At 45.2% G+C, this 21,091-nt stretch carries 17 protein-coding genes; 11 read left to right on the forward strand and 6 right to left on the reverse strand.

The features are described 5' to 3' along the window. The first annotated feature begins 10 nt into the window (after nt 1–10). From C3B51_RS02005 to C3B51_RS24035, 4 genes are all read left to right on the forward strand, one after another. Nucleotides 11–322, forward strand: a complete 312-nt coding sequence (locus C3B51_RS02005; RefSeq protein WP_125718530.1) for an AzlD domain-containing protein — start codon at nt 11–13, stop codon at nt 320–322. A gap of 118 nt (nt 323–440) precedes the next feature. Continuing rightward, nucleotides 441–761: a hypothetical protein gene (locus tag C3B51_RS02010; RefSeq protein WP_125718532.1), complete on the forward strand. Its 321-nt coding sequence runs from the start codon at nt 441–443 to the stop codon at nt 759–761. A 150-nt stretch (nt 762–911) separates the two neighbouring features. Then, on the forward strand, nt 912–4,466 hold the full coding sequence (locus C3B51_RS02015; RefSeq protein ID WP_130243984.1) for a chitinase N-terminal domain-containing protein: 3,555 nt from the start codon (nt 912–914) through the stop codon (nt 4,464–4,466). Nucleotides 4,467–4,839: 373 nt separating this feature from the next. Continuing rightward, entirely contained in the window at nt 4,840–6,837 is a 1,998-nt protein-coding gene (locus tag C3B51_RS24035; RefSeq protein WP_125718536.1) for a S8 family serine peptidase, read from the forward strand. Nucleotides 6,838–6,916: 79 nt separating this feature from the next. Here the strand turns inward: C3B51_RS24035 and C3B51_RS02025 are convergent, their stop codons facing one another. After that, on the reverse strand, nt 6,917–7,759 hold the full coding sequence (locus C3B51_RS02025; protein ID WP_240701832.1) for an endonuclease/exonuclease/phosphatase family protein: 843 nt from the start codon (nt 7,757–7,759) through the stop codon (nt 6,917–6,919). Nucleotides 7,760–8,049: 290 nt separating this feature from the next. On the opposite strand from C3B51_RS02025, the gene C3B51_RS02030 reads away from it, so the two are divergent. Continuing rightward, complete coding sequence (locus C3B51_RS02030) at nt 8,050–9,447, forward strand: MFS transporter (protein ID WP_130243986.1); 1,398 nt, start codon at nt 8,050–8,052, stop codon at nt 9,445–9,447. Between the two features lie 78 nt (nt 9,448–9,525). Here the strand turns inward: C3B51_RS02030 and C3B51_RS02035 are convergent, their stop codons facing one another. Next, nucleotides 9,526–10,383, reverse strand: a complete 858-nt coding sequence (locus C3B51_RS02035) for an NAD-dependent epimerase/dehydratase family protein (protein WP_130243987.1) — start codon at nt 10,381–10,383, stop codon at nt 9,526–9,528. Between the two features lie 327 nt (nt 10,384–10,710). On the opposite strand from C3B51_RS02035, the gene C3B51_RS02040 reads away from it, so the two are divergent. After that, nucleotides 10,711–11,253: a nuclear transport factor 2 family protein gene (locus C3B51_RS02040; protein ID WP_130243988.1), complete on the forward strand. Its 543-nt coding sequence runs from the start codon at nt 10,711–10,713 to the stop codon at nt 11,251–11,253. Between the two features lie 185 nt (nt 11,254–11,438). Here C3B51_RS02040 and C3B51_RS02045 read toward each other — a convergent pair whose 3' ends face one another. From C3B51_RS02045 to C3B51_RS02050, 3 genes are all read right to left on the reverse strand, one after another. Further along, nucleotides 11,439–12,011 carry a hypothetical protein gene (locus C3B51_RS02045; protein WP_130243989.1) on the reverse strand — a complete coding sequence of 191 codons (573 nt, stop codon included), beginning with the start codon at nt 12,009–12,011 and terminating at the stop codon, nt 11,439–11,441. A gap of 14 nt (nt 12,012–12,025) precedes the next feature. After that, a complete protein-coding gene (locus tag C3B51_RS23495; protein WP_165389098.1) occupies nt 12,026–12,187 on the reverse strand; it encodes a hypothetical protein in 162 nt (53 codons plus the stop codon). 69 nt (nt 12,188–12,256) lie between these two features. Further along, complete coding sequence (locus C3B51_RS02050; RefSeq protein ID WP_130243990.1) at nt 12,257–12,502, reverse strand: helix-turn-helix transcriptional regulator; 246 nt, start codon at nt 12,500–12,502, stop codon at nt 12,257–12,259. A 207-nt stretch (nt 12,503–12,709) separates the two neighbouring features. Here C3B51_RS02050 and C3B51_RS02055 point away from each other — a divergent pair, with 207 nt between their 5' ends. The 5 genes from C3B51_RS02055 to C3B51_RS02075 all read left to right on the forward strand — a co-directional run bounded on the left by C3B51_RS02055 (nt 12,710) and on the right by C3B51_RS02075 (nt 19,076). Further along, nucleotides 12,710–12,973, forward strand: coding sequence for a helix-turn-helix domain-containing protein (locus C3B51_RS02055; RefSeq protein ID WP_130243991.1), 264 nt, complete (start codon nt 12,710–12,712; stop codon nt 12,971–12,973). Between the two features lie 194 nt (nt 12,974–13,167). Further along, complete coding sequence (locus C3B51_RS02060; protein WP_130243992.1) at nt 13,168–13,404, forward strand: HTH-like domain-containing protein; 237 nt, start codon at nt 13,168–13,170, stop codon at nt 13,402–13,404. Continuing rightward, entirely contained in the window at nt 13,404–14,483 is a 1,080-nt protein-coding gene (locus C3B51_RS02065) for a DNA cytosine methyltransferase (RefSeq protein ID WP_130243993.1), read from the forward strand. Before C3B51_RS02060 ends, C3B51_RS02065 begins: the two co-directional genes overlap by 1 nt. Further along, the gene (locus C3B51_RS02070; protein WP_130243994.1) at nt 14,470–17,442 is read left to right on the forward strand and encodes an ATP-binding protein; all 2,973 of its coding nucleotides are present in this window, start codon (nt 14,470–14,472) and stop codon (nt 17,440–17,442) included. The genes C3B51_RS02065 and C3B51_RS02070 overlap by 14 nt, the downstream gene beginning before the upstream one ends. Nucleotides 17,443–17,447: 5 nt before the next feature. Continuing rightward, nucleotides 17,448–19,076: a response regulator receiver domain gene (locus tag C3B51_RS02075; protein ID WP_130243995.1), complete on the forward strand. Its 1,629-nt coding sequence runs from the start codon at nt 17,448–17,450 to the stop codon at nt 19,074–19,076. A 406-nt stretch (nt 19,077–19,482) separates the two neighbouring features. Here C3B51_RS02075 and C3B51_RS02080 read toward each other — a convergent pair whose 3' ends face one another. Further along, entirely contained in the window at nt 19,483–20,943 is a 1,461-nt protein-coding gene (locus tag C3B51_RS02080; RefSeq protein ID WP_130243996.1) for a hypothetical protein, read from the reverse strand. Nucleotides 20,944–21,091: the final 148 nt, after the last annotated feature.

The following is a 21,091-nucleotide window of genomic DNA, read 5'->3' on the forward strand; positions in this document are numbered from 1 at the left end:
GAGGCGTGCTATGAGTTATGATCTGATCTTTTTAATGGCGTTGATCACCTTTTTTATGCGCTATGCCTTTTTCATGGAAAAGCTGCCCATCAAACTCGATATGAGAGTGCAGCGGTTTTTAAGTTTTACCGCACCGTGTATTTTAACCGCGATGGCTGCCCCCATTGTATTTGGCGAAGTAACATTCAATACGCATGATCTCACCAACCCCTTTTTGCTGGGGGGCATATTGGCTATCGTATTAAGCCTGCTGGTAAAAAACACCTTGTTCGTTGTGTTAACCAGTATGGGCGTGTTCTTTGTGCTGAAAACCCAGTTCTAAGTAGCGCGCCAACTCAAAGACACACCAAAGCAACAAGTGAAACAAAATTATATCAAATATTGAAATTATTTGATGTATGCAGAATAATACCTGTTTTCATAAAAGGACCAGTTAAATCATGAAGCTCTCATCTATTCTCGCTTTGTCTTTGTTACTCCCGCTCGCTCCAACAGCCTTAGCAGCCAAAGGCGTCGGGCAGGTTGAACGGATCTACCCCAGTGGCAGCCGTGTTTACTTCCGCCTCAAAGGCGACGAATGCAAACAAGGTGCAAATTCAGGCAACACCTACTGGTACTATGAACTGTCAGAAGCTGCCTCAGGTGTTAACACGTCGATGTTACTGGCAGCGGCAAACACAGGGAAAATTATAAAAATCGGTTACCCTTCCTGTGATGCGACAAAAAACCAGAAAATAAACTATCTCTACCAAGACTTTTAATCCGCTAAGACGGGCTGAGACATGATAAGGGCATACGCTTTTACGGGTGCCTTGATTATGCGACGCCCTTTTCACTTTGACTCCATAACACCATGTTAAACCCAGGGAAAACGGGTTAAACCATCACATCATAATAACAAAGCAGCAGCTATGAAAATTATCGCACGCATACTCCTGTGGCTAACCCTGGCGACCAGTTTCCAGTCGCTTGCCATTGGCAGCCCCAGCCTGAGCCTCAGCACATATAATATGTACCGGGGCAACACTGTCACTTTATCCTGGAGCCGTCCCAGCGGCACGCAATACTTCAACCTGTGGGTGCTCAAGCCCGGCGATTCCTGGCTAAAATTCAGGGGAGGCTACAGCAGCACCTCCTTTAACCGATATATCAATAAAAGCGGCACACACACCTTCTATGTTGAAGCATGTGATGCAAGTGGATGCAGCGCTTCAGGCTCAGCGTCTGTCACGGTCAGTGAGCCACCCCCACCCGGTCCCAGCACAGTACGTGGGTTCTCATTGTCAACCTCACATATTTACACCGGTGGCAGTGTAATGCTGAACTGGCAGCCACCAAGCAGTTATTCAGGCTCACTCTATTATCGCTTACGCACCAAAAAGCCGGGAGGAGACTGGTTTGTATTCAGAGATGTCTCAACTACAGGGTTTCTCCGCTCAGGCATCAACCTGGCTGGTACACACTATTACCAGATCCAGGCCTGTGACTCCTGGGGGCAGTGTAGTTATTCCTCCACGCTCAGCCTGCGAGTTTCATCGCCTCCTCCGGTGCCAAATGCAGTCACAGGGCTGACGGCCAGTAAGACACAACTGAACTATGGTGACTCTGTTAAGGTCAGCTGGTCCAAGCCCGGTAACATTAGTGATACCACCTATTACGATGTTTACATTACCAAACCAGGGGCACAACCTGGGCTGCCTGACGAGCACTTTCTATGGCATGACAACTACAGTGCGACTGAGTTAACACGCAATGAAATATATCGCCGTGGCACAACCAAAATCGGCATAGTGCCATGCAATGTGCTCAATCAGTGTGGGCCGCTGCGCGAGGTCAGCTTTACTGTCGGCGGGACGCTACCACAGCCTACGTTTACCCGAAATAACCCGGTTATCCGCCAGGGCGAGCAGGTGACTTTCAACTGGTCGCTGCACCCCTATTACAAAGACGCGGTCAATTATACGCTGTATCAACATGCACACGGGGTAACGCGCAAAATCGCCGGCCCATTGGCAGATACGGAGCAGAGTTTCACCCATACACTCACTGAAGTAGGCATCAGCACCTTTTACCTTGAAATGTGTAATACCTATGGCGAATGTAACGACAAATCGCGTACCGCATTGAACGTGCAGGCTACGCCGGTGATCTCTCTGGCTGCGGTAGACCAGCTAACCGTGAACAAAGCCAACATTACTTACGGGGAGCATGTCTCAATATCATGGCAGCACCCAAAGGGTTACACTGAAACTGATGGCCTGGTGTACGATGTCTATGTCACCAAGCCCAGTCCCAACCCGGGAGAGGCTGATATTCGGTTCCTGTGGCGCGATAATCACCCGGGCCTGATCCTCACACGAGGCCCCAATTACCGTCGTGGCACCATTAAAATAGAGGTAGTCCCGTGTCTGGCAGGCCAATGTGGCCAGAGCCGTGCCGTGTCATACACCCTTAGTGGCGATACCCTGCCCGCAGCAACCCAGTTTAAGGTTAAGCAAAGTAGTGTGTTTGCCGGTAACGGATTTGACTTTAGCTGGCAGTTCCCCGAATTTTTCCAAGAAGCGGTGACAACCCAGTTATGGGTTAAAGCACCCGGCGCAACCACGCTAAGTGAGTACCACAGCAACGCTCCGTTGTATGCACCGGGCCAATACACGTTTTATTTGCAATATTGCGATCAGAAAGCACCTGCAATCTGTAATGATCACCTCAGCCAACCCGTCACCGCAACGGTTAAGTCCATCAAAGTCGCTAACCTGAGCGTTGACAAGTCCCATATTAATTACGGTGACTCGGTGACCATTTCCTGGCAAAAACCGCAGGGTTATTCCGGCACATTAACCTATGATGTGTATATCACTAAACCCAGCTCGGAGCCGGGCCAGCCCGCTCAGCGCTTTTTATGGCAGCGTGCCCTCACTGAAACTCAGATCATCCGGGGCCCAAATTATCGCCGTGGTCAAATTGGGGTGGAAGTACATCCGTGTCTGAGCGATGGCACCTGCGGCGAAGTTGCAACAACTCAGTACACACTCGATGGCTCTGTGCTACCCGACGCTGTGCAGTTTGCCAGTGAAAAACCAGAATATTACCTGAATGAACCTGTGTCTTTTAGTTGGAAAATGCCTGAATTCTTTAAAGAACCTGTCTCTGCCAAGTTATGGGTTAAAGCCCCAGACAGTCAGACAATCCGTGAATTCATTCCGGGAACAGGGCTGAACCAAAAGGGCACCTATACCTTTTATCTGCAAACCTGTCTGACAAACTTTAGTGACGTCTGCAGCAGACAACGTAGCGCCGCGGCGTCAGTCGTGGTCAGTGACAATGTCGCCCTGCTCAGTGTTGAGGATCTTAGCGTGTCGAGCACAGAAATCACCTATGGTGACTCCGTGACGCTTTCGTGGCGCAAACCGGCCATCTATCCGCAAGACATGGTCTACGATGTTTACATCACTAAACCCAGTCAATATGCCGATGAGCCAGAGCAACGCTTCCTGTGGCAGGATAACTACGCAGGCACCTCGTTGCAGCGCGGACCGAACTTCCGTCGTGGTACCATCAAAGTCGAGGTGCAGCCTTGTACGCTATCCGGGCAATGTGGTCAGTTAGCGGAAGTGGCCTATCAGCTCACAGATCCCCACCTGCCTACAGTCGTCTTTAAGCCACTGCCTGAGCGCGTTTTTACACACCAAACCGTCACGCTGCAATGGCAAGTCCATGAATTTTTCCAGGAGCATGTCAGTTACTCTTTGTACGTCAAAGCACCCGACCAGCCCTTGTCCTTGCTCGCAGAGCTCGACTCGCGCACCGATCAGCCGCGTTTCCAGTACCAGTTTAAGGATGCTGGCGAATACACCTTCTCGGTCCAGGCCTGTGATCTGAAAACCGGGAGCACGGTTTGCAGCCAACTGGAAAGCTCTGAAATGGTGGCAAGTGTTGAGCCTCTGAACCTCACACTCAGCGCAGAGAATGGCAAGCTGCTTTGGACAAACATCGCGCAAATCGACCGCTACATGCTGGAAATGGCTGACTGCACACAGGGTTGCACAAGTGATCGACCTCTTAATTGGCAAAACATCCCGCTTTCTGGTACCGACACTGACTACGACGTAACGGCGATGACCGGACTGAGAGCCTATCGGGTTAAGGCCTGCTTTTCTGACACCATTTGCAGTGGCTGGAGTAATCAGGTACTGCACGATCCGGGCGCCAGGTTGCTGACGAGCAAAATAGCAGATCTTCGCATCATCGCAGCTCAAATCCGCGTGCGCCTAAAAGGAGATCGTTGTAAAAATGCCGCCAATGGTCAGTTCTGGACAATGGATCTGCGCGCTCCTGCTGGCATAGTCTCATACAATATGCTCAAAACGGCGTACGAGCGCGATCTGGCACTGACACTCTCTGTGCCAACCTGTCAGGCCGGTATCGATCAGCCGATTATCGATCTGTACCAGGACTATCGTTAGGCAGGTATCAAACCCCACCCCTTCAGCAGCGGGCTCAATATCGAGCCCGCTGTTTTATTCACCACAACTTAGATTCCAATTCGCGCAGCACGTCGGCAGGAAGCTGCGACGAGCCTGCTCTGCGTCATTCCGGGGCACAACAAGCCGCATAATCAACATACCACTACCAAAGTACCTCAGCATGAGTGCGTACCTAAATAAGTCACCTTTTTTACTTATTTGTGTAATTTTGATTAACAATGGGTTGCAAGTTAAAACTTCAAGGGGTAGTTTGATCCTTAATGGGGTACAAAATAGACAAAAAATCAAACCTCATTGCATTGGATGCAGCAAAAATAACAAGTAGCAACAACAAAAATCAGTAGGAAGTAACATGACCAAAACATTCAGACTTACCTCGTTAGCCCTTGCCTTATCGGCCCTGTCATCAACCGCCGTCAACGCACAGGAAACCAAGCAGTACATTCTTAAGCAAAGCGATTTAGCGATTTTTGCGCCACACACCAGCCGCTTTGAGCGCGCCGCCATCAATGAAGACTTTGCCTCTGAGCCGGTGGCTGAAGTGCTGTCAAATGATGACAATGGCACTGTGGTCACCATGGAACTGACTGCGCAGCAGGTTGCTCAGTTAAAAGCTTCTGGCCAGTACGCCTACATTGAAGAAGATTATGAATACGTGCCTTTCACATCGACCACCAGCGCGGAAGTGTCGCCTTATGGCCTGGCCGAGGTACAGGCGCCGCTACTGCAAGACACCAATGCCGATCTGTTTAAGGTCTGTGTGATTGATTCTGGCTATGATCTGGGCCACCCGGACTTGCCACAAAACGCCACTGGCTTTACCGATCTGCCGGGCGGTCTGGCCTGGTATCAGGATGGCTCAGGTCACGGTACTCACGTTGCCGGAACCATAGTAGCACTGAAAAATGGCCAGGGTGTGGTTGGTGTGCTGCCCAATGATAAAATTGGCGTGCACAACGTGCGCGTGTTCGACAATGACGGCAAGCAAGGGTTAACTTCACGTATTGCCCGTGCCGTCGATAACTGTGTTGAAAATGGCGCTAAAGTCATCAATATGAGCTTAGGTGGTGGCAGCCCCAGCCAATATTTCCAGGAGCGTCTGCAAGCGGCCTATGACAAGGGCGTACTACTGATCGCCGCAGCCGGTAATGGCGGCGACGCCACTCTGAGCTACCCGGCCAGCTATGATACTGTGGTATCGGTGGCCAACATTGATGAAAACCGCGTTAAAAACAGCTCTTCTCAGTACAATGCGCAGGTCGAGATTGCCGCACCAGGTACCAACATTCTATCAACGGTGCCGCGTGGCACCGGAGTTGCGGCTGGCGTGACCGCCAACGGCGTATTTGTGAAAGGGGGTGGCATGACCAACTCGGTAGAGGGTAAGGTCAGTGCCGAGCTGGTTGATTGTGGTCAGGGCCTGAGTGCCTGCGCCGCAACCCAAAGCGTGTGTTTAATTGAGCGTGGTGGCGCATCCTTTAAAGACAAAGCCGCCAACTGCCAGGCAGGTGGCGGTGTCGCAGCCATAGTGTATAACAATGCCCCGGGTTCCTTTGGTGGCACTTTAGGAGATGGCGTACATGGTGTGACCATTCCGGTGATTTCTCTGTCGCAGGAAGACGGCACAGCCCTTCTGTCATCCGTGGGTAGCACGGTCGAGGTGCAGCTAGAAGCCATTCTGGATTACGATGAAAAGTCCGGCACATCGATGGCCAGCCCACACGTAGCTGGTGTTGCCGCACTGGTCTGGAGTCAGCACCCAAGCTGTAGCAATGTCGACATTCGTAACGCCCTGAACGCCACCGCCATCGACTTAGGTGCTGCCGGTCGTGACCATGAATACGGCCATGGCTTAGTGCAGGCCAAGGCTGCATCTGATTATATTGCCACCAACGGCTGTGGCGGCGCGCAAGACAACCAATTGCCGGTTGCCAGCTTTACCGCAAGCTGTACCGACCTTGCCTGTCGTTTTGATGCCAGCGCCAGCCGCGACCCGGATGGTCAGATTGTTGCTTACGACTGGAACATCGACGGGTTTGCAACCACAGGTACAACGGTTGCACATGCCTTTGCTAATGCGGGTAGCTACCAGGTATCCCTGACCGTGACCGATGATGCAGGCGCGACGCATACTGTGACTCAGTCAGTCTCCGTCACAGATGGCAATAACACCGGCTGTAGCGGCCTTGAAACCTGGTCGGCTAGTAAGGTTTACCGTTCAGGTAATGAAGTTGCCTACAATGGCCACAAATACCACAGCAACTGGTGGCACCGTGGCAAAAACCCGGCACAAAACTCCAATGTGGGCAATGCCTGGAATTACTGGACAGACTTAGGTGCCTGTAACTAAGTACCAGACACTGTCATAGTGAGAGTAAGATGTAAGGCGACACCCAGGTGTCGCCTTTTTCATAAACAAATCAATGACGCTACTGAGTGAGATGCAATTCTGTCAGCAATGGAAAATGATCAGATCCGATATGCTCCAGACGTTGAATATCAATGATATGAAAGTGATGAGAATGGAACAGATGGTCAAGCGGCCACCGCGCGCACACATAGTCAGCGTGAAATGTATTAAAAAAGCCTCGCCCTATTCTTGGGTCAAGTAAACCGCTACGTGCGCGAAAAGCCCGCGTTGTTGGTGACCAGGCGACATCATTCAAATCGCCGGTCACAATGGTGGGGTAGAGATCTGGCCTAACTTGCCTGGCAATACACAATAATTCTTTATCTCTGGGCTTTGCACTGGTGTTCTCAGTAGGACTTGGCGGCGCGGGGTGCAAAAAGTGACAATGCACAACGGTGCTGCCATCCATCTCAACATGGCAATGAATTGAGGGTATATCTGACTCAACCAAATACGCAACCTGAGTATCAGTCAGGCGCAGTTTGCTATACAAGTGCATGCCGTACAGATTGCTCTGTGGCACCGCGACCCGATACGGATAATCATCGTGAATGGCGTGTAACTGGGCCTGCCACCACTCATCGCTTTCTAGGGTTAGAATCATATCTGGCCGATGCTGATGAATACAGGCTAACAAGTGTGTTGCATTGCGATTTGACATCAACACGTTCGCGGTGAGTATTTTCACGGTATGAGACAAAGGGGTTTTTGCCCCGGGCACTTCGGTGGGGTAACCAGGTATATAAGGCATTACCCAATGTGCTTGCCAGGCAAAACATACTATCATTGCTGCCAGATAAAACGCGTAATAATCTGTTTTAAAAACAAATAACAACAGGCTATTTAATAAGATTAACAGCATAATTTGCAGCCGGGGAAACTCCCAGCAGCGAAAAAGCCAATGATCGCTGTTTACGCAAGGCAAAAGCGTAATTGCAACACACACCGAGGTGGAAATAGAAAATAACCAATCTATCATTACTTAGCCTTTAAGCCATTATTATTAAAAGTATAGAACGCAGCCACAAGGCGCAGCTATCCAGCCCGAGCATTTGTATTGTCCAGATAGCCATTAAGTGCACTAAACACGGCTAGTCAAAGCGCCATTCTTCATCTACTATGTGACTGTATTAACGCATAAATAATAATCAAATGAAATCATTCCCGTCGCTCTACTTTACCAACCTGTTTTTGATTGGTGGCACCGGTTTACTGACCACTTACCTGGCTTTGTACCTCGGTAAACAAGGGGTCTCAACCTTCTGGATAGGCCTGCTGACCTCGTGTTATTACCTGGGCCTGTTACTGGGCTCTAAACTGGGTTATCACCTGATCAAGTCGGTGGGGCATATCCGAACCTTTGCTGCCAGCACCGCTGCGGTCACCGCCTGTGTGGCTGCCCACGGGGTGAGCGACAATATTTATATCTGGCTGGCGCTGCGCTTAATTGTCGGACTTGGGATGATGTGTAACTACATGGTGCTGGAAAGCTGGCTGAACGAGCAGGCAGCCCCTGAGTCCCGCGGCCGGGTATTCTCTTTTTACATGATCACCTCATATCTGGGCATGGTGGCGGGGCAATATGCGCTGTCGCACTTTCCTGAGCTGGGCTATGCGCCGTTGTTTTTGGTCTGTATGGCGCTGTCGGTGGGGATCATCCCGATTTCAACGACCCGCAGGATCCACCCCAAGCCACTCAAACCCATTCAGGTCAGCCTGTTTAGCTACATCCGTAAGGTGCCCCAGTCAATGACTGCCATCCTGTTTGCCGGGATCATCAACGGCAGTTTTTATGGCCTTGCGCCCACCTTCGCCCATTCATCGGGCTTTAATGCAGAAGAGATCGCGCTGTTTATGTCGATCACCATTTTTGCCGGACTACTGGCGCAATGGCCGATGGGGGTCATTTCAGACAAGATCCGCCGTAGTATTTTGCTGCGCAGCAACGCGGTGATCATTGGTGTAGTAAGCCTGTTGTTATTTTTGCTGCCTGCCTCGCAGCAAACCGCCTATGTGTTAAGTTTTATCTTTGGTCTGTTTGCGTTTACCTTATATCCGTTGTCATCCGCGCTGGCAAACTCGCGTGTTGATGACGAAGACAGGGTTGGCGTTTCCTCAGCCCTGCTGGTCGCCTTTGGCGGCGGTGCAGCGCTTGGCTCTGCGGCAAATGCCCAGCTGATGGCCGCCTTTGGTCATCAGGCGCTGTATGCCTCAATTGCGCTGCTCACTGTGCTGATGTTTACCCTGCTCACTTACATCAACTCACGACAAAAAGCCGAGCGCCCTGAGCCGAGCGACTACGTGGTGGGCACCTCCGATGTGACTAATTCACCGCTGGCCGCCACCATGGACCCGCGGATTGAAGAAACCACGGCACATGAACAAATGCTGGTTGTGGATGAGGATGAAGTGGGTGACAGGCAGCCTCGCGACTATGATCCGCAAGATCATGAGCCGGACGATGCGCCAAATAGCGAAAACACGCCGCCTGAGCGCCCCACAGAACCTGATGAAAATCAGCAAGATGAGCGCCCTGACAACGCCCGTTAAAAGACTTGTAACGTGAGGCCCGATTGCCGGTAACCGGTTACCGTGCCTCACCCAATGTACGATGGCGGATCTCTGCCCTTAATCCAGATTTAAAAAGAGTTTGGGTTGCCAGCCTAACTCGCGAATGGCTTTATCGCTGGAGAACACCTGTTGCAGCGCGTAGCCTTCGGTCCAGGTGCCATAGATCTCAGCCCACTGCGCCGCTTGAGCGCATTCAATCGGCTGCTCAGACAATTGCCGTAACAGGCACGCCAGCGGAGCCCGATGTTCCGCCGATCCAATGTATTCCTCACCCTGCCTGCCACGCTCCAGCACCAGACGATACAACTCGGCGAGGTTTTTGCGCTCTACCAGCGGCCAGGTTTGCGCTTCGTCCGCCGGTAACACCGGATGGCCACAGCGCTCTAATTCCCAGCTCAGAATGGGCGGCAGATAATGCTCTTCCTCCCGTACCACATTAGCCGGGCTCACCACACGTAAGTCGATGTTTTCCTTGTCTGACAGCCAGGCGATGTTATCCAGCATCCACTGAAAGTCGGCCACTGAGTGCTTCGGCGTAGTTTCGGTGATCACCTTATCGTGGCTGCCATAGGCCCAGCACCCGGCGGTATATACAAGTACCAGCGGCGCAGTGCGGCCTGCGGCATGCCCGGCGACCGCCTGCATTAATGCCGTATCAATTGCCCCCATCTGCTCATCGAAGGTACAGGCCGTGTGGATCATGGCCTCACAAGCTGTCAGAGCCTCCAGCCAGCGCTGTGGTTCGGTCAGCGATCCCGCCACTGCCGCTGCCCCCATATCCTGAGCTTTTTGCGCACTTGTCGCATCTTTACACAGCACCTTTACCTGATAACCCTGTGCCAACAGCTCCGCGACAATGGCACTACCTATATTGCCTGTGCCGCCCGTTACTAATACCGATTTATTTGTGTTCATCGGTTTCTCCTTTCAGATTTAAAAATATACAGCCACAGTAACGCACTATGTACCCAAATATCTACTCCAGATAAGAGTATCAGCACCATGTTAAATGGGCTGCCCGGCTGGCCCGTTAGGCCCTGCTTTCAGGCGTCCGATCTCCGGCCATGTGCTCTGCCGACAGCGCCCGGCTGGCCAACCAAAACGCCACAACATATGTGCGACAGGGGTTACCAAAAAGTGCCCTGGTACGCATTTTGTGCCTTCTTGCAAAGGCAGTTACTAATAATTACTATGGTTACCAGATGAGACTTAAAGCCAATTTTGCAACTGAGGAGCACCCCCATGTTGAAAACCCTAAGCGCCACCCTACTTTTACTGGTAAGCACCCTGACCTTTGCCGCAGGCAAAGACGCACCGACGATTAATTTCAGCGAGTTACAAAAACCAAACTGGAGCGAGCAGGAGCAAAAAAACGCGCGCCTAGTCACTGACTTTGTGCAAAACCTGATGAACAACCACAACTTTGATTATGTGCTGGCGCACTACAACGACAGTGCGTATGTGCAGCACAACCGCAACCTGCCGGATAAAATCCCCGGTCTGGTCGGCTTTTTACAAGAGTTTGTTGCAGACTATCCGGACTACAGCTACGACGTAAAACACATCTACGCCGACGGCGACTTCGTGATTTTTCACTCTCACGCCACGCTGGATAAAGATCACCGCGGCAATGACCAAAAAGGCATGAACATCATCGACACCTGGCGCATCGAAGACGGCCGCATTGTAGAACACTGGGACTCAATCCAGGCCCTGGACCTGTCGATGCGCCTGTACTCACTTTTCAGCGGTGGCGATATTCAAAATGATAATGGCGTGTTTTGATGGAAAGTTTTGATAGAAAGTTTTGCTGGAGAGTTTTGATGTGGTGAGCAGAAACACATCCGCATTCACCGCCAAGGCATATGTAGCCTTAATAGCCGTCAGACCAGTGTAGCCAGTGACCACAAAAACACCGCTCTAAATGACAGAGCGGTTTTTAACAATGCAATTAACTAAACTGAATTTAGCTACTGCCGCTGACTATCTTCCACCTTATCCTGAGAATAAAACCCGCGTACCGCATCTATCGTTAAAGACAGAATAGCCAACACCGATAACAGCGTAAGTACCAGCTTGATGGGTTCGTAGGCGTTGTAGATAAACATGGGATTGAACTCGGTGAATTGCCTGATTTCACGCTCTATCAGCGCCACCATATTAACCACAACAGACACAGATAAAATCAGCACATACATCAACTCGTTCGAGGTCATCTTAAAGTTAGACAGGCAGTCTTTGGCAAACAGGCTCAGCGTGCCCAGCCTGAGCCTGGCTATGGCCGAAGCCACAGCGTGACGTTTTACAATTAACAGGATAAGCGCCGCATCCTGCACACTCATAATCAGATAGAACCAGCCCTCAGTTGTCAGTGCCCAACCATACAAAAGTATGTCTGCCGTCCGGGCAATGAGTATACTGCACGCCACCCACCTGACATTAGGGCTATTGCGACTGGCAAAAACGGCAATGACGAGCGAAAACCATATGAAAATATTCATCAAATGGTTATGGTCTACGGCTATTTGAGATAAAACGTCCATATAAATCCAGGAAATTAGTTAGACTTTTTTTGCCCTTTCAGAAAAGCAGGGTCGATAGGTGCAGCTTTAGGGTCTACCTGACCGCCACCACCAGAGACACCACTAGCCCCAGCCACGGCAGCTAAACTATGTGCATTCAATGTTTTTAAGTGCTTTTTTTTAATCGTATTTTTCATATTATTCCCTAATTGTTGAGTTAAATAACGCTTCGAGTGTAACAAGTGAACTGCTGTGAAAGAAGTGTCTCATTCAGAAATTTCAGGGTCTTCTTTAACCTCTCCTTGCTGTTTCTTCTGAGGCAAAAGCGACCGAGGATTTAGCCCGCAAACTACGTACATTCTGATAAGCTGAGGCAAGTCTGGTGCTGTTTTCCCACTCTCCCAGTTATACACAGTCTGCTTTGATACACCCAATTTTTTTGCAAACTGTACCACACTGTAAGGCCCAGAGAGCCTTAGCTGCTGAACCAGATGTTTTGAATCGAGAGTCAATTTTCTATCCTTGGTTTTTTTACCTCGCTTACGCGCAGCACAAAGGTGCCCAATCTAAATAACCACAAATGATAATGATAATGATAATGATAAGTAAATTAAAAGTATATTGTCAAACCTATTGGACTCACATTCCGGTAGCATACCTTTAAATCATAAAGCGCCACTATTTTACTAAACCGGTTGATTCAAAAGGAAAAGGAAACAATGAAAAACAACAACCACATCAGGAACCAGAAGGTCAACCGCATGCTAAGAGCGCTACAGGCAAACCTGCGCAACCTAAGGCGCGATCACAAACTCTCTCAGGCCCAACTGGCAGCCAAACTGAATGTGGACCAATCCACCATCAGCAACTTCGAATCAGGCAGGTCCGTGATGACCATTGAGCAGATTTATCACCTTCACCTCATGTTCGGCGAAGACTTTAACTGCCCCTGTATTGATTTTATTTTGGGGAAGGATGAGTAGAGTGAATATCAATAGTTTCTTCCCTCTAAGTTTAGAAGCGTTAACAGAAAAAAATCATACTCTTTCAATTGAATTTTTCACTCTAAAAAATCAAAGCATCTTATTTAATATCATAGATTTACTTAATTTGCTAAATTTGCTAAATTTGCTAAATTTGCTAAATTTGCTAAATACAAGCAAAAATTCAGTTTACGATGAAACCACAAATTTTCGTATCAATCAAAAAAGCTCTTGCTGGTGCACCTCGTAATCAGTATATGACAGAACTGCACCTTCAAATGCTCAAGTACGCCGATCAGCTGGAAGATATAACTGCGAAAGAGTTTTGTGAATATGTCGAGTTAAAGCCCAGCTATGGAACTGAGTTCAGCAAAATGAGGAACTTAATTCATAGATTAAAAAAAGCCGGTTTAGAAGTGGAAAAAATTTAATGGATGATAATTGTATTCAAGCACCTAGTCATTTGAAAGCAATTGACTTCTTTTGCGGTGGAGGTGGAATGAGTTACGGTATGCAGGCGGCAGGTGTTAGAGTCATAGCCGGTATTGACAGCGAAAAATCTTGCCAAGATACATACCTAGCAAATATACAAGGTGCAAAGTTTATAAATTGTGATGTCTTTGAGCTTAGTGAACATAAACTAGTAGAAGAATTACACGTACAGCGTAATGATGATAATTTAATTCTGATTGGATGTAGCCCTTGTCAATACTGGAGCATCATCAATACCGACAAAAAAAGATCAGAGCAATCTAAAAGCTTGCTCAAAGAGTTCTCTAGATTTGTGCAGTATTTAATGCCAGGTTACGTGGTTGTAGAAAATGTCCCCGGCGTTCTTCGAAGAAAAAAAGAAAGTGGTTTAGAAGCCTTTATTGACTGGCTAAAAGCACACAATTACATTGTTCACTTTGAAATTCACAATACCCATGACTTTGGCGTTCCGCAAAACAGAAAGCGGTTCACGTTGATTGCCAGCAGAATAGGAAACGAAGAAGTGTCTCCTATCAAAGCTAGCAGAAAACTAACGGTGTCTGACGTACTAGGAGAGTCTAATGGTTTTCCAAAAGTTGAAGCTGGGAATATAGATAAGTCAAGCTTCAAACACTCTGTTGCAAACGTTACCCCAGTTACGTTAAGGAGATTAAAGAAGGTAAGCAAAGATGGTGGTGATAGACTTGGCTTTGCAGACGATCCCGATTTGCAATTACCATGCTTCATTGGTAAGGATAACTCTTTCAAAGATACTTTTGGTCGCTTATGGTGGGACAAGCCATCTCCTACAATAACTACAAAATTTTACAGTGTGTCTAATGGCAGGTTTGTACACCCTGATGAGAACAGAGCATTATCACTGAGAGAGGGAGCGACGTTACAATCTTTTCCTAAGTCTTTTGAATTTCATGGTTCCAGTATGGAAACAATAGCCAGACAAATAGGAAATGCAGTCCCACCTGAATATTCAAGGAGAATCGCTTTAGCGATCATAGAGAACAGCAATGGCAAACTTTAAAACAAGAGCAAGAGCACTAGATTTATTAGGCAGGCAGCAAATAGCGGGTATACCGACGGCAATAAATGAGTTACTTAAAAACGCTCATGATGCATATGCCGATAATGTTGATATTGACTATTTCAGAATAGATGATCTTTTTGTGTTGAGAGATGATGGCGTAGGGATGTCAAAAGAGGACTTCGAAACGCGCTGGCTTACACTTGGAACTGAATCCAAAGTGATACACAGAAAGTCAAGTCCACCACCAACTGATCCTTCTAAACCTAAGCGGGTTGCAATGGGAGAAAAAGGCATAGGACGCTTAGCTATTGCTTCAATTGGTAAACAAGTATTAATAGTTACGAAAGCTAAGAATCAGGGAGTGATCACTGCCGCCCTAATAAACTGGCAAATTTTTGAGCTGCCAGGTCTGAATTTAGAAGACATTGTTATTCCGATTCGAACTCTTTCAGAGCTGCCAAATAAATCAACAATAGATTCAATGAAGGAGGAATTGATAGGGTCTTTAGATAAGCTTCTAGCACAAGACGATATCACTGATGCTGAATATAATAATATAGCCTCAACAGTAAAAGCGTTTAAAGCTGAGCCATCTGACCTACACCATAAACTAAACCGCAGCAATAATCTTACTGGTCATCAGTCTAGTGGAACCTATTTTTTTGTGTCTCCTGTCGACGAAACACTGAAATTTGATTTAGATGGCTCTTCTACAGGTAAAGAAGCCACTAAAATTGAAAAAATGCTCATGGGTTTTCACAATACAATGACCCCTGAACACCCGAAACCGATTTTAGATATCGTTTTTAGAGATTACAGAGCAAATGACGGTACTTATGTCGATGTTATAGACAAAGAGCAATTCTTCACTGTTGATGACTTCGAAGTTGCCGACCACCACTTCAAAGGTCACTTCGATGAATTTGGACAATTCAAAGGCACGATTAAGGTTTACCAAGAAAAAACATACGAGCACATAGTAAACTGGACCGGCAATAACTTTAACAAAACTAGCTGTGGCCCCTTTGAAATAAACCTAGCCTATGTTCAAGGGAAAAAGAATCAAACTATCTTGAATAACGAGGATTTCGCTAGGATCATTGCAAAAGCGGATAAATTTGGAGGCCTATATGTATACAAGGATAATATACGTATTCTTCCATATGGCAATTCTGATGTTGATTATCTAGACGTTGAAAAAAGAAGGTCAAAACATGCAGGTTCGGCATTTTTTTCTTATCGCAGAATGTTCGGTGTCATTAACCTAAAACAGGAAGATAACTTTAAGCTTAAGGAAAAAGCTGGTCGAGAAGGTTTCATTGAAGATAAAGCGTACCGTCAATTCAGAAATATACTCATGAACTTCCTCACTCAGCTTGCAACAGACTTTTTCAGAGAAGACATAAATGCAAGCCCTAAAGCAGAGGTGTGGGCTAACAAAAGAGCAGAAATAGAGGCTTCGCATAAAGCCCTAGAAAAGCAGAATAAGAGGGCTAGAGCGAAAAAAGAGCGATTTGAAAAAGCCTTAAATAAATTTTTCTCTGATAACCAAGCAGGTCTTATTGAACAAGAAGTTGGAACTATTTTTACAGAAGCTGCTCAAGGGTTTAATACTATATATTCTATTAAAGATCATGATCTGGCTAGTCAAAAGATAATAGATACTGAATCAGAAACCAGACAAAAGCTTAATGATTACAGAAAGTCTATTATTGTTCCAACACCAAGAGGTTTCCTTGTGAGAGGCGAACTAAAATCAGACTATGAAGCTTATCTCAGTGAATTTGATTTATTAGAAGAAAATTTATTCTCAAAAACAATAAAAAAAATTGATGAACTAGTTGATGAAACAGTTAAGAAGTTACAAATATCTATCAGTAAAAGAAAGCGTTTAGAAAAAGCTGTTGATTTTATTTCGCAAGAAGCAAAAGCAATCAATGCTCTTAAGAAGAATACAGCCACAGAGTCAGCCAATGAGATAACAAAAAGAGTAAAAGAGCTAACTACAGAGCTGATGGTAGACCTAGACGACCAAATTAGACAAGTAAAAGATAGATTTAAAACTATATCAATTGATAATGAAGCTGATATTGATTTAGTTGCAAAACGAAAAGAGTTATCGGATGAAATAACCTCAGTAAGTGAGAGAAATACAAATATATTAGATACCATAATTAGGCAACTAGAAGGTATCTATTGGGAAAAAGATGAAGATAATAATTATATAACAAACGAGCAAATAACGAGTGCTTTAGGCGAAGAATTAGAAGAGCTTAAAGAAAAAATCCATGCGGATGTAGAATTAAGTCAATTAGGCTTAGCTGTAAGTATTATTCATCATGAGTTTAACAGCACAGTAAGATCTGTTCGCTCTAGCTTGAAAGATTTAAAGGCCTGGTCTGATGTAAATCAAGACTTAGAAGGTGTTTACAAGAATATAAAAATCAATTTCGAGCACCTCGATGGATACTTGAATTTGTTTACGCCACTAAACAGAAGACTTTCACGCAAATCCGAGAACATAAAACTGCTCGAAATAAAAGCTTTTCTAAAAGACTTATTTGGCAGTAGATTTGCGCGACATGAAATCGCTTTTAATCATACAAACGGCTTTGCAAAAGGCAGCATAAATGGCTACCGCTCTTCTTTTTATCCAGTGTTTGTTAACTTAATTGACAATGCTATCCATTGGTTAAATGAAAGTGGCATTTCTAATAAAACTATTAGACTCCACGCTGAAGAAGATGGGTCAGTGTATGTTTCAAACAATGGGTTAGAAATCCCTCAACAAGACAAAAACAAAATTTTTCAATTAGGATTCAGTCGAAAAGAAAATGGAAGAGGTATGGGCCTGCATATAAGTAATGAAGTTCTAGAAACTGCGGGTTACAAGTTGTTATTAGTTGAGCCAAGAAAGAACGCAACAGTAACGTTTAAAATAGCTAAAATGGACTAAGAATAATGAGTTTCAGGGATAAATCTAACGAAATTGCAAATGAATTCCTACAGACAGTAGTATTTCTTGACGACAAAGCGTACGGCACAACTGATCAAGCAGATATAAATCATGACTTTGATGTGAAATCAGTAGTTAAGTCGTTTGCTCAAAACAAGAAAGTTTGTTCTGTTTTCCAACCAGAAATTGAGAATGACATACACCTTTTTACAGAAATAGCTCAAAAAGCGGATGTAGTTGTTCTTGATTGGCGAATTACAATTGATCTAGATGATAATGATGAGCTCGATGATGAAGATGACGCAGAAGTTAACGATCCGAATGGTCATTACACAAAGCAAATAATTAATAAGTTATTGGAATCAAAGTGCAGTCAAAATAGCTTAAAGTTAATTGTCATTTACACTGGAAACCCTGAACTGCAGGAAATAGCAAATAGTATATTACAAAGCTTACAGGGCGCAGGTATTGGCGGGTTTTCGATCAATCAAAATGACGAATGCAGCATTAATTCTCATAGTTGTAAAATATTAGTTCGAGCTAAGTCTAATGGTGGAAATAACCGTGGACAACACGCCCCAGAGCTAAGAGAAAAGTCAGTTAATTATGAAGAACTTCCTGAATTCATTAACTCTGAATTCGCAAAAATGACCAACGGCTTGTTATCAAACTTTGCTTTAAAAGCTTTGACAGCTATAAGAGAAAATAGTTTTCAAATTATAAATATCTTCTCAAAAAACCTTGATTACGCATATCTGGCAAATCAGTCTCTATTAATTAACAACCATGACGCAAATGAACTATTAGTTGACCTCATAGGCGATACATTTGTATCAATATTACGTGCTAATGACGCAAATAGCTTACTTGATACAGAGCTTATTAACACATGGCTAGAAGACAACTTACAAGCTCAAGAACAACGCAAAAGGTCTAATGCGGGTCAATTTGAAGATTCAACTTTCGCAGTACCTGTAGCTACAGCTCTCGATTTATTAAGTTCATGTAATGATGTTCAAGAAAAATTTGTGGATGCTCTAGCTGATTTAGAAAACTTGTCTAGAAAGAATGTTGAGAAAAACTACAAAGCCTACGCTTTCGATATTTTCTCTGACTCTCAAGGAAATGGCTCACACCAAGAGTATGCAAAACTGTGTCAACACAAAAACTTAATTCACAGCGAAGGATATATTCCTTTTCTTAGTCTAGGTACAGTCGTAAAAAGCACACATGATGGTAAGTATTTCGTTTGTATCCAACAGCGTTGTGATTCTGTGAGAATTGCGAATGGTGATATACGAAGGTTCCTGTTCATATCTTTGGATTTAGTTGAGAATAACAGGCCATTTGATTTCATTACACCAAATGGTGAAAAACTGTACTTGAATCGTAAGACTTACGACTTAAAAACAATTAAGTTTTTAGCATCTGATGATGGCTCGGTCAGAGCGGAAAGAGATCAAGGTACTCTCATATTCAAACAGTTTCATCAAAAGGAAGATAGATTAGAAAGTTTTGAGTATTTATTTGAACTAAAAGAGCTATATGCTCAAAGAATCGTAGATGATTATAGCTCTGGTCTATCACGCGTTGGCTTGGATGAGCCTGAATGGGTTAGACTAAGCAAAAGATAATATTTTAAAAATTTAATTTAAAACGGACACTAAATGTGACCGTTTGGGTTCTCACTCTATAACTGCAGTGAACTTAAAATTTGCGCACATTAAAGACTATTTCACTCATTATTTAACGTGCACATAAGGCGCTTTCGCGCCTTTTCTAGTTGTGGGTGAGTAATAAAGTTTCATACTAAATCGTCTATGAAGCGCCACTCTGTATGGACTAAACTTTGTTCAAAGAACAATAAAGTATCATCTTGGCTCGATGTTCAGCCGTATTAAAGACAATCACTGAGTATTAAAGAATCATACTTATCTGTACTAGCTCACACATGGACAATTCTGAGTTTCGTTGTTTCCCAAATTGCGATTAAAGTTCACGAACGTCACCTCAACGGATGGCAAGCAATTGGAACTAGAGCTATTTCCTTAAAGGAACTACCCAGATCGATCCATCTTCATGCTGCTTGATCTCCCCTTCATACCCTCGTGATGCCAGCCTACCTAACCGATCATTAACCATCTGTTTATCATTATCATGTAAATCAGAAGCAGGGATAACTGGCGAGTTTTCCAATGCTTTTTTTCGCTCAGAGCTTAACTTACGCTCTTGATACCTACCATAACGTTGATTAATTAGTTCTCGTTGAATCGCCACACTAATAACATTATATCCCTTCTTGATTGTATTGAGGCCATAACCCTTTTTAACCTCGCCAGTATTTTCGTCGATAAACTGCTCTGTCACTGCTTCAAAAGAATCGTATTGATGGTGATTTGCCTTCTCGTATATGAGGCTGTGATCATCCCCTGTCTTAATGAAATGCTCATGCCAAGCCATGAGCCCAAGCAAGGCTCTTTTCACATCAGTAAACGATGACACACCTAGGATTTGATATTTAGTTAAGTCCATATAGTTTGCTAAATCGAATGTGCCTAAATCTATATTTCGATTCGCTTGATCGACTTCCTCTAAGTTCTCGGCCAACAATAGCGCAGAGGTTCTATTTTTGGTTTGGTGACGCTCAATTTTATGATGAAGTGCACTCATTAGCAGTTCCAATTCACGCTTACTCATCGGAGAACTAAGATCAATTTTTACATTCAACGATTGTGTAAATTCAACATGGGTCACCTTCTTGTCTATCTGAGCAATGAGACACAATGCTTGATATTGAGTGTTACTACATTTCAGTTTCTCTTTGGGAGAGGAGACCGCTCTCATATAGCGATTAAACAAGGATGCTTCTGGAATAGGCACAAGATCTGTTTTTTGACTATGAATGCAATATTTGGGCTTATCGCCAAACATCGAGATTGACCTGAATGGTGGTGGAGTTATATCTATATTGCTCGTACCCTCATCAACCTTTTCTTCTCGCAGTATGTATGCTTTAGAGTCAACATAGGCGATAACTTCTTTAAGGTTTAGCTCAGAGATAAGTCCGGCGGGCATACACCTATGGCAAATGTCGGTGCACCAACTTGCATGAGAATCGTGAAGCATTTTTGCAACTTGTAGAACCTGTTTAGTTTCTTCCTGAAGATGAGCCTTAAGATCAATGTCCTCATCGAGAATCTCATCTGGATAGATTTGATTGGCTACATAATTGATTTGTTCTTCCAGTTCTTCGAGGGGCTGCCCTAGTACAATAGAATTAACTATGATCCAGGTTAAGTCATCAAGGTTATTGTGCACTTCATCACAGTGCAACGCTTTAAGTGCGAGTACTACTTCATTATTCAAGCTGAGTATGCGGTTGTATTCATCGGGATACTGGGTTAGGACCGCTGCCCGATACACTTCAAGCCCTATAAAGTTCACTAACTCCGCAAATACCATTCTTTCATGCTCTTTTTCACCTTCACGTTTGTGATTCATTGTGACCCTCGCTCCCTTCAATCTGATTCACAAAGTCTAACACACTCACTAAATAAGAATATTCACTATATTTTGAAGCGATTTTTTAGTGGATATTCTTGCTGAAAATGAATCGGTATGATGAAAATTCACTAACACACAGAGGAAT

It is taken from the genome of Pseudoalteromonas rubra, assembly GCF_004212645.1.
GTDB lineage: Bacteria > Pseudomonadota > Gammaproteobacteria > Enterobacterales > Alteromonadaceae > Pseudoalteromonas > Pseudoalteromonas rubra_G.

Excerpts from the sequence above, each read along its gene's own strand:
- C3B51_RS02005 (WP_125718530.1), top strand. The coding sequence starts at position 11 with ATGAGTTATGATCTGATCTTTTTAATGGCGTTGATCACCTTTTTTATG.
- C3B51_RS02010 (WP_125718532.1), top strand. The coding sequence starts at position 441 with ATGAAGCTCTCATCTATTCTCGCTTTGTCTTTGTTACTCCCGCTCGCT.
- C3B51_RS02015 (WP_130243984.1), top strand. The coding sequence starts at position 912 with ATGAAAATTATCGCACGCATACTCCTGTGGCTAACCCTGGCGACCAGT.
- C3B51_RS24035 (WP_125718536.1), top strand. The coding sequence starts at position 4,840 with ATGACCAAAACATTCAGACTTACCTCGTTAGCCCTTGCCTTATCGGCC.
- C3B51_RS02025 (WP_240701832.1), bottom strand. The coding sequence starts at position 7,759 with ATGCTGTTAATCTTATTAAATAGCCTGTTGTTATTTGTTTTTAAAACA.
- C3B51_RS02030 (WP_130243986.1), top strand. The coding sequence starts at position 8,050 with ATGAAATCATTCCCGTCGCTCTACTTTACCAACCTGTTTTTGATTGGT.
- C3B51_RS02035 (WP_130243987.1), bottom strand. The coding sequence starts at position 10,383 with ATGAACACAAATAAATCGGTATTAGTAACGGGCGGCACAGGCAATATA.
- C3B51_RS02040 (WP_130243988.1), top strand. The coding sequence starts at position 10,711 with ATGTTGAAAACCCTAAGCGCCACCCTACTTTTACTGGTAAGCACCCTG.
- C3B51_RS02045 (WP_130243989.1), bottom strand. The coding sequence starts at position 12,011 with ATGGACGTTTTATCTCAAATAGCCGTAGACCATAACCATTTGATGAAT.
- C3B51_RS23495 (WP_165389098.1), bottom strand. The coding sequence starts at position 12,187 with ATGAAAAATACGATTAAAAAAAAGCACTTAAAAACATTGAATGCACAT.
- C3B51_RS02055 (WP_130243991.1), top strand. The coding sequence starts at position 12,710 with ATGAAAAACAACAACCACATCAGGAACCAGAAGGTCAACCGCATGCTA.
- C3B51_RS02060 (WP_130243992.1), top strand. The coding sequence starts at position 13,168 with ATGAAACCACAAATTTTCGTATCAATCAAAAAAGCTCTTGCTGGTGCA.
- C3B51_RS02065 (WP_130243993.1), top strand. The coding sequence starts at position 13,404 with ATGGATGATAATTGTATTCAAGCACCTAGTCATTTGAAAGCAATTGAC.
- C3B51_RS02070 (WP_130243994.1), top strand. The coding sequence starts at position 14,470 with ATGGCAAACTTTAAAACAAGAGCAAGAGCACTAGATTTATTAGGCAGG.
- C3B51_RS02075 (WP_130243995.1), top strand. The coding sequence starts at position 17,448 with ATGAGTTTCAGGGATAAATCTAACGAAATTGCAAATGAATTCCTACAG.
- C3B51_RS02080 (WP_130243996.1), bottom strand. The coding sequence starts at position 20,943 with ATGAATCACAAACGTGAAGGTGAAAAAGAGCATGAAAGAATGGTATTT.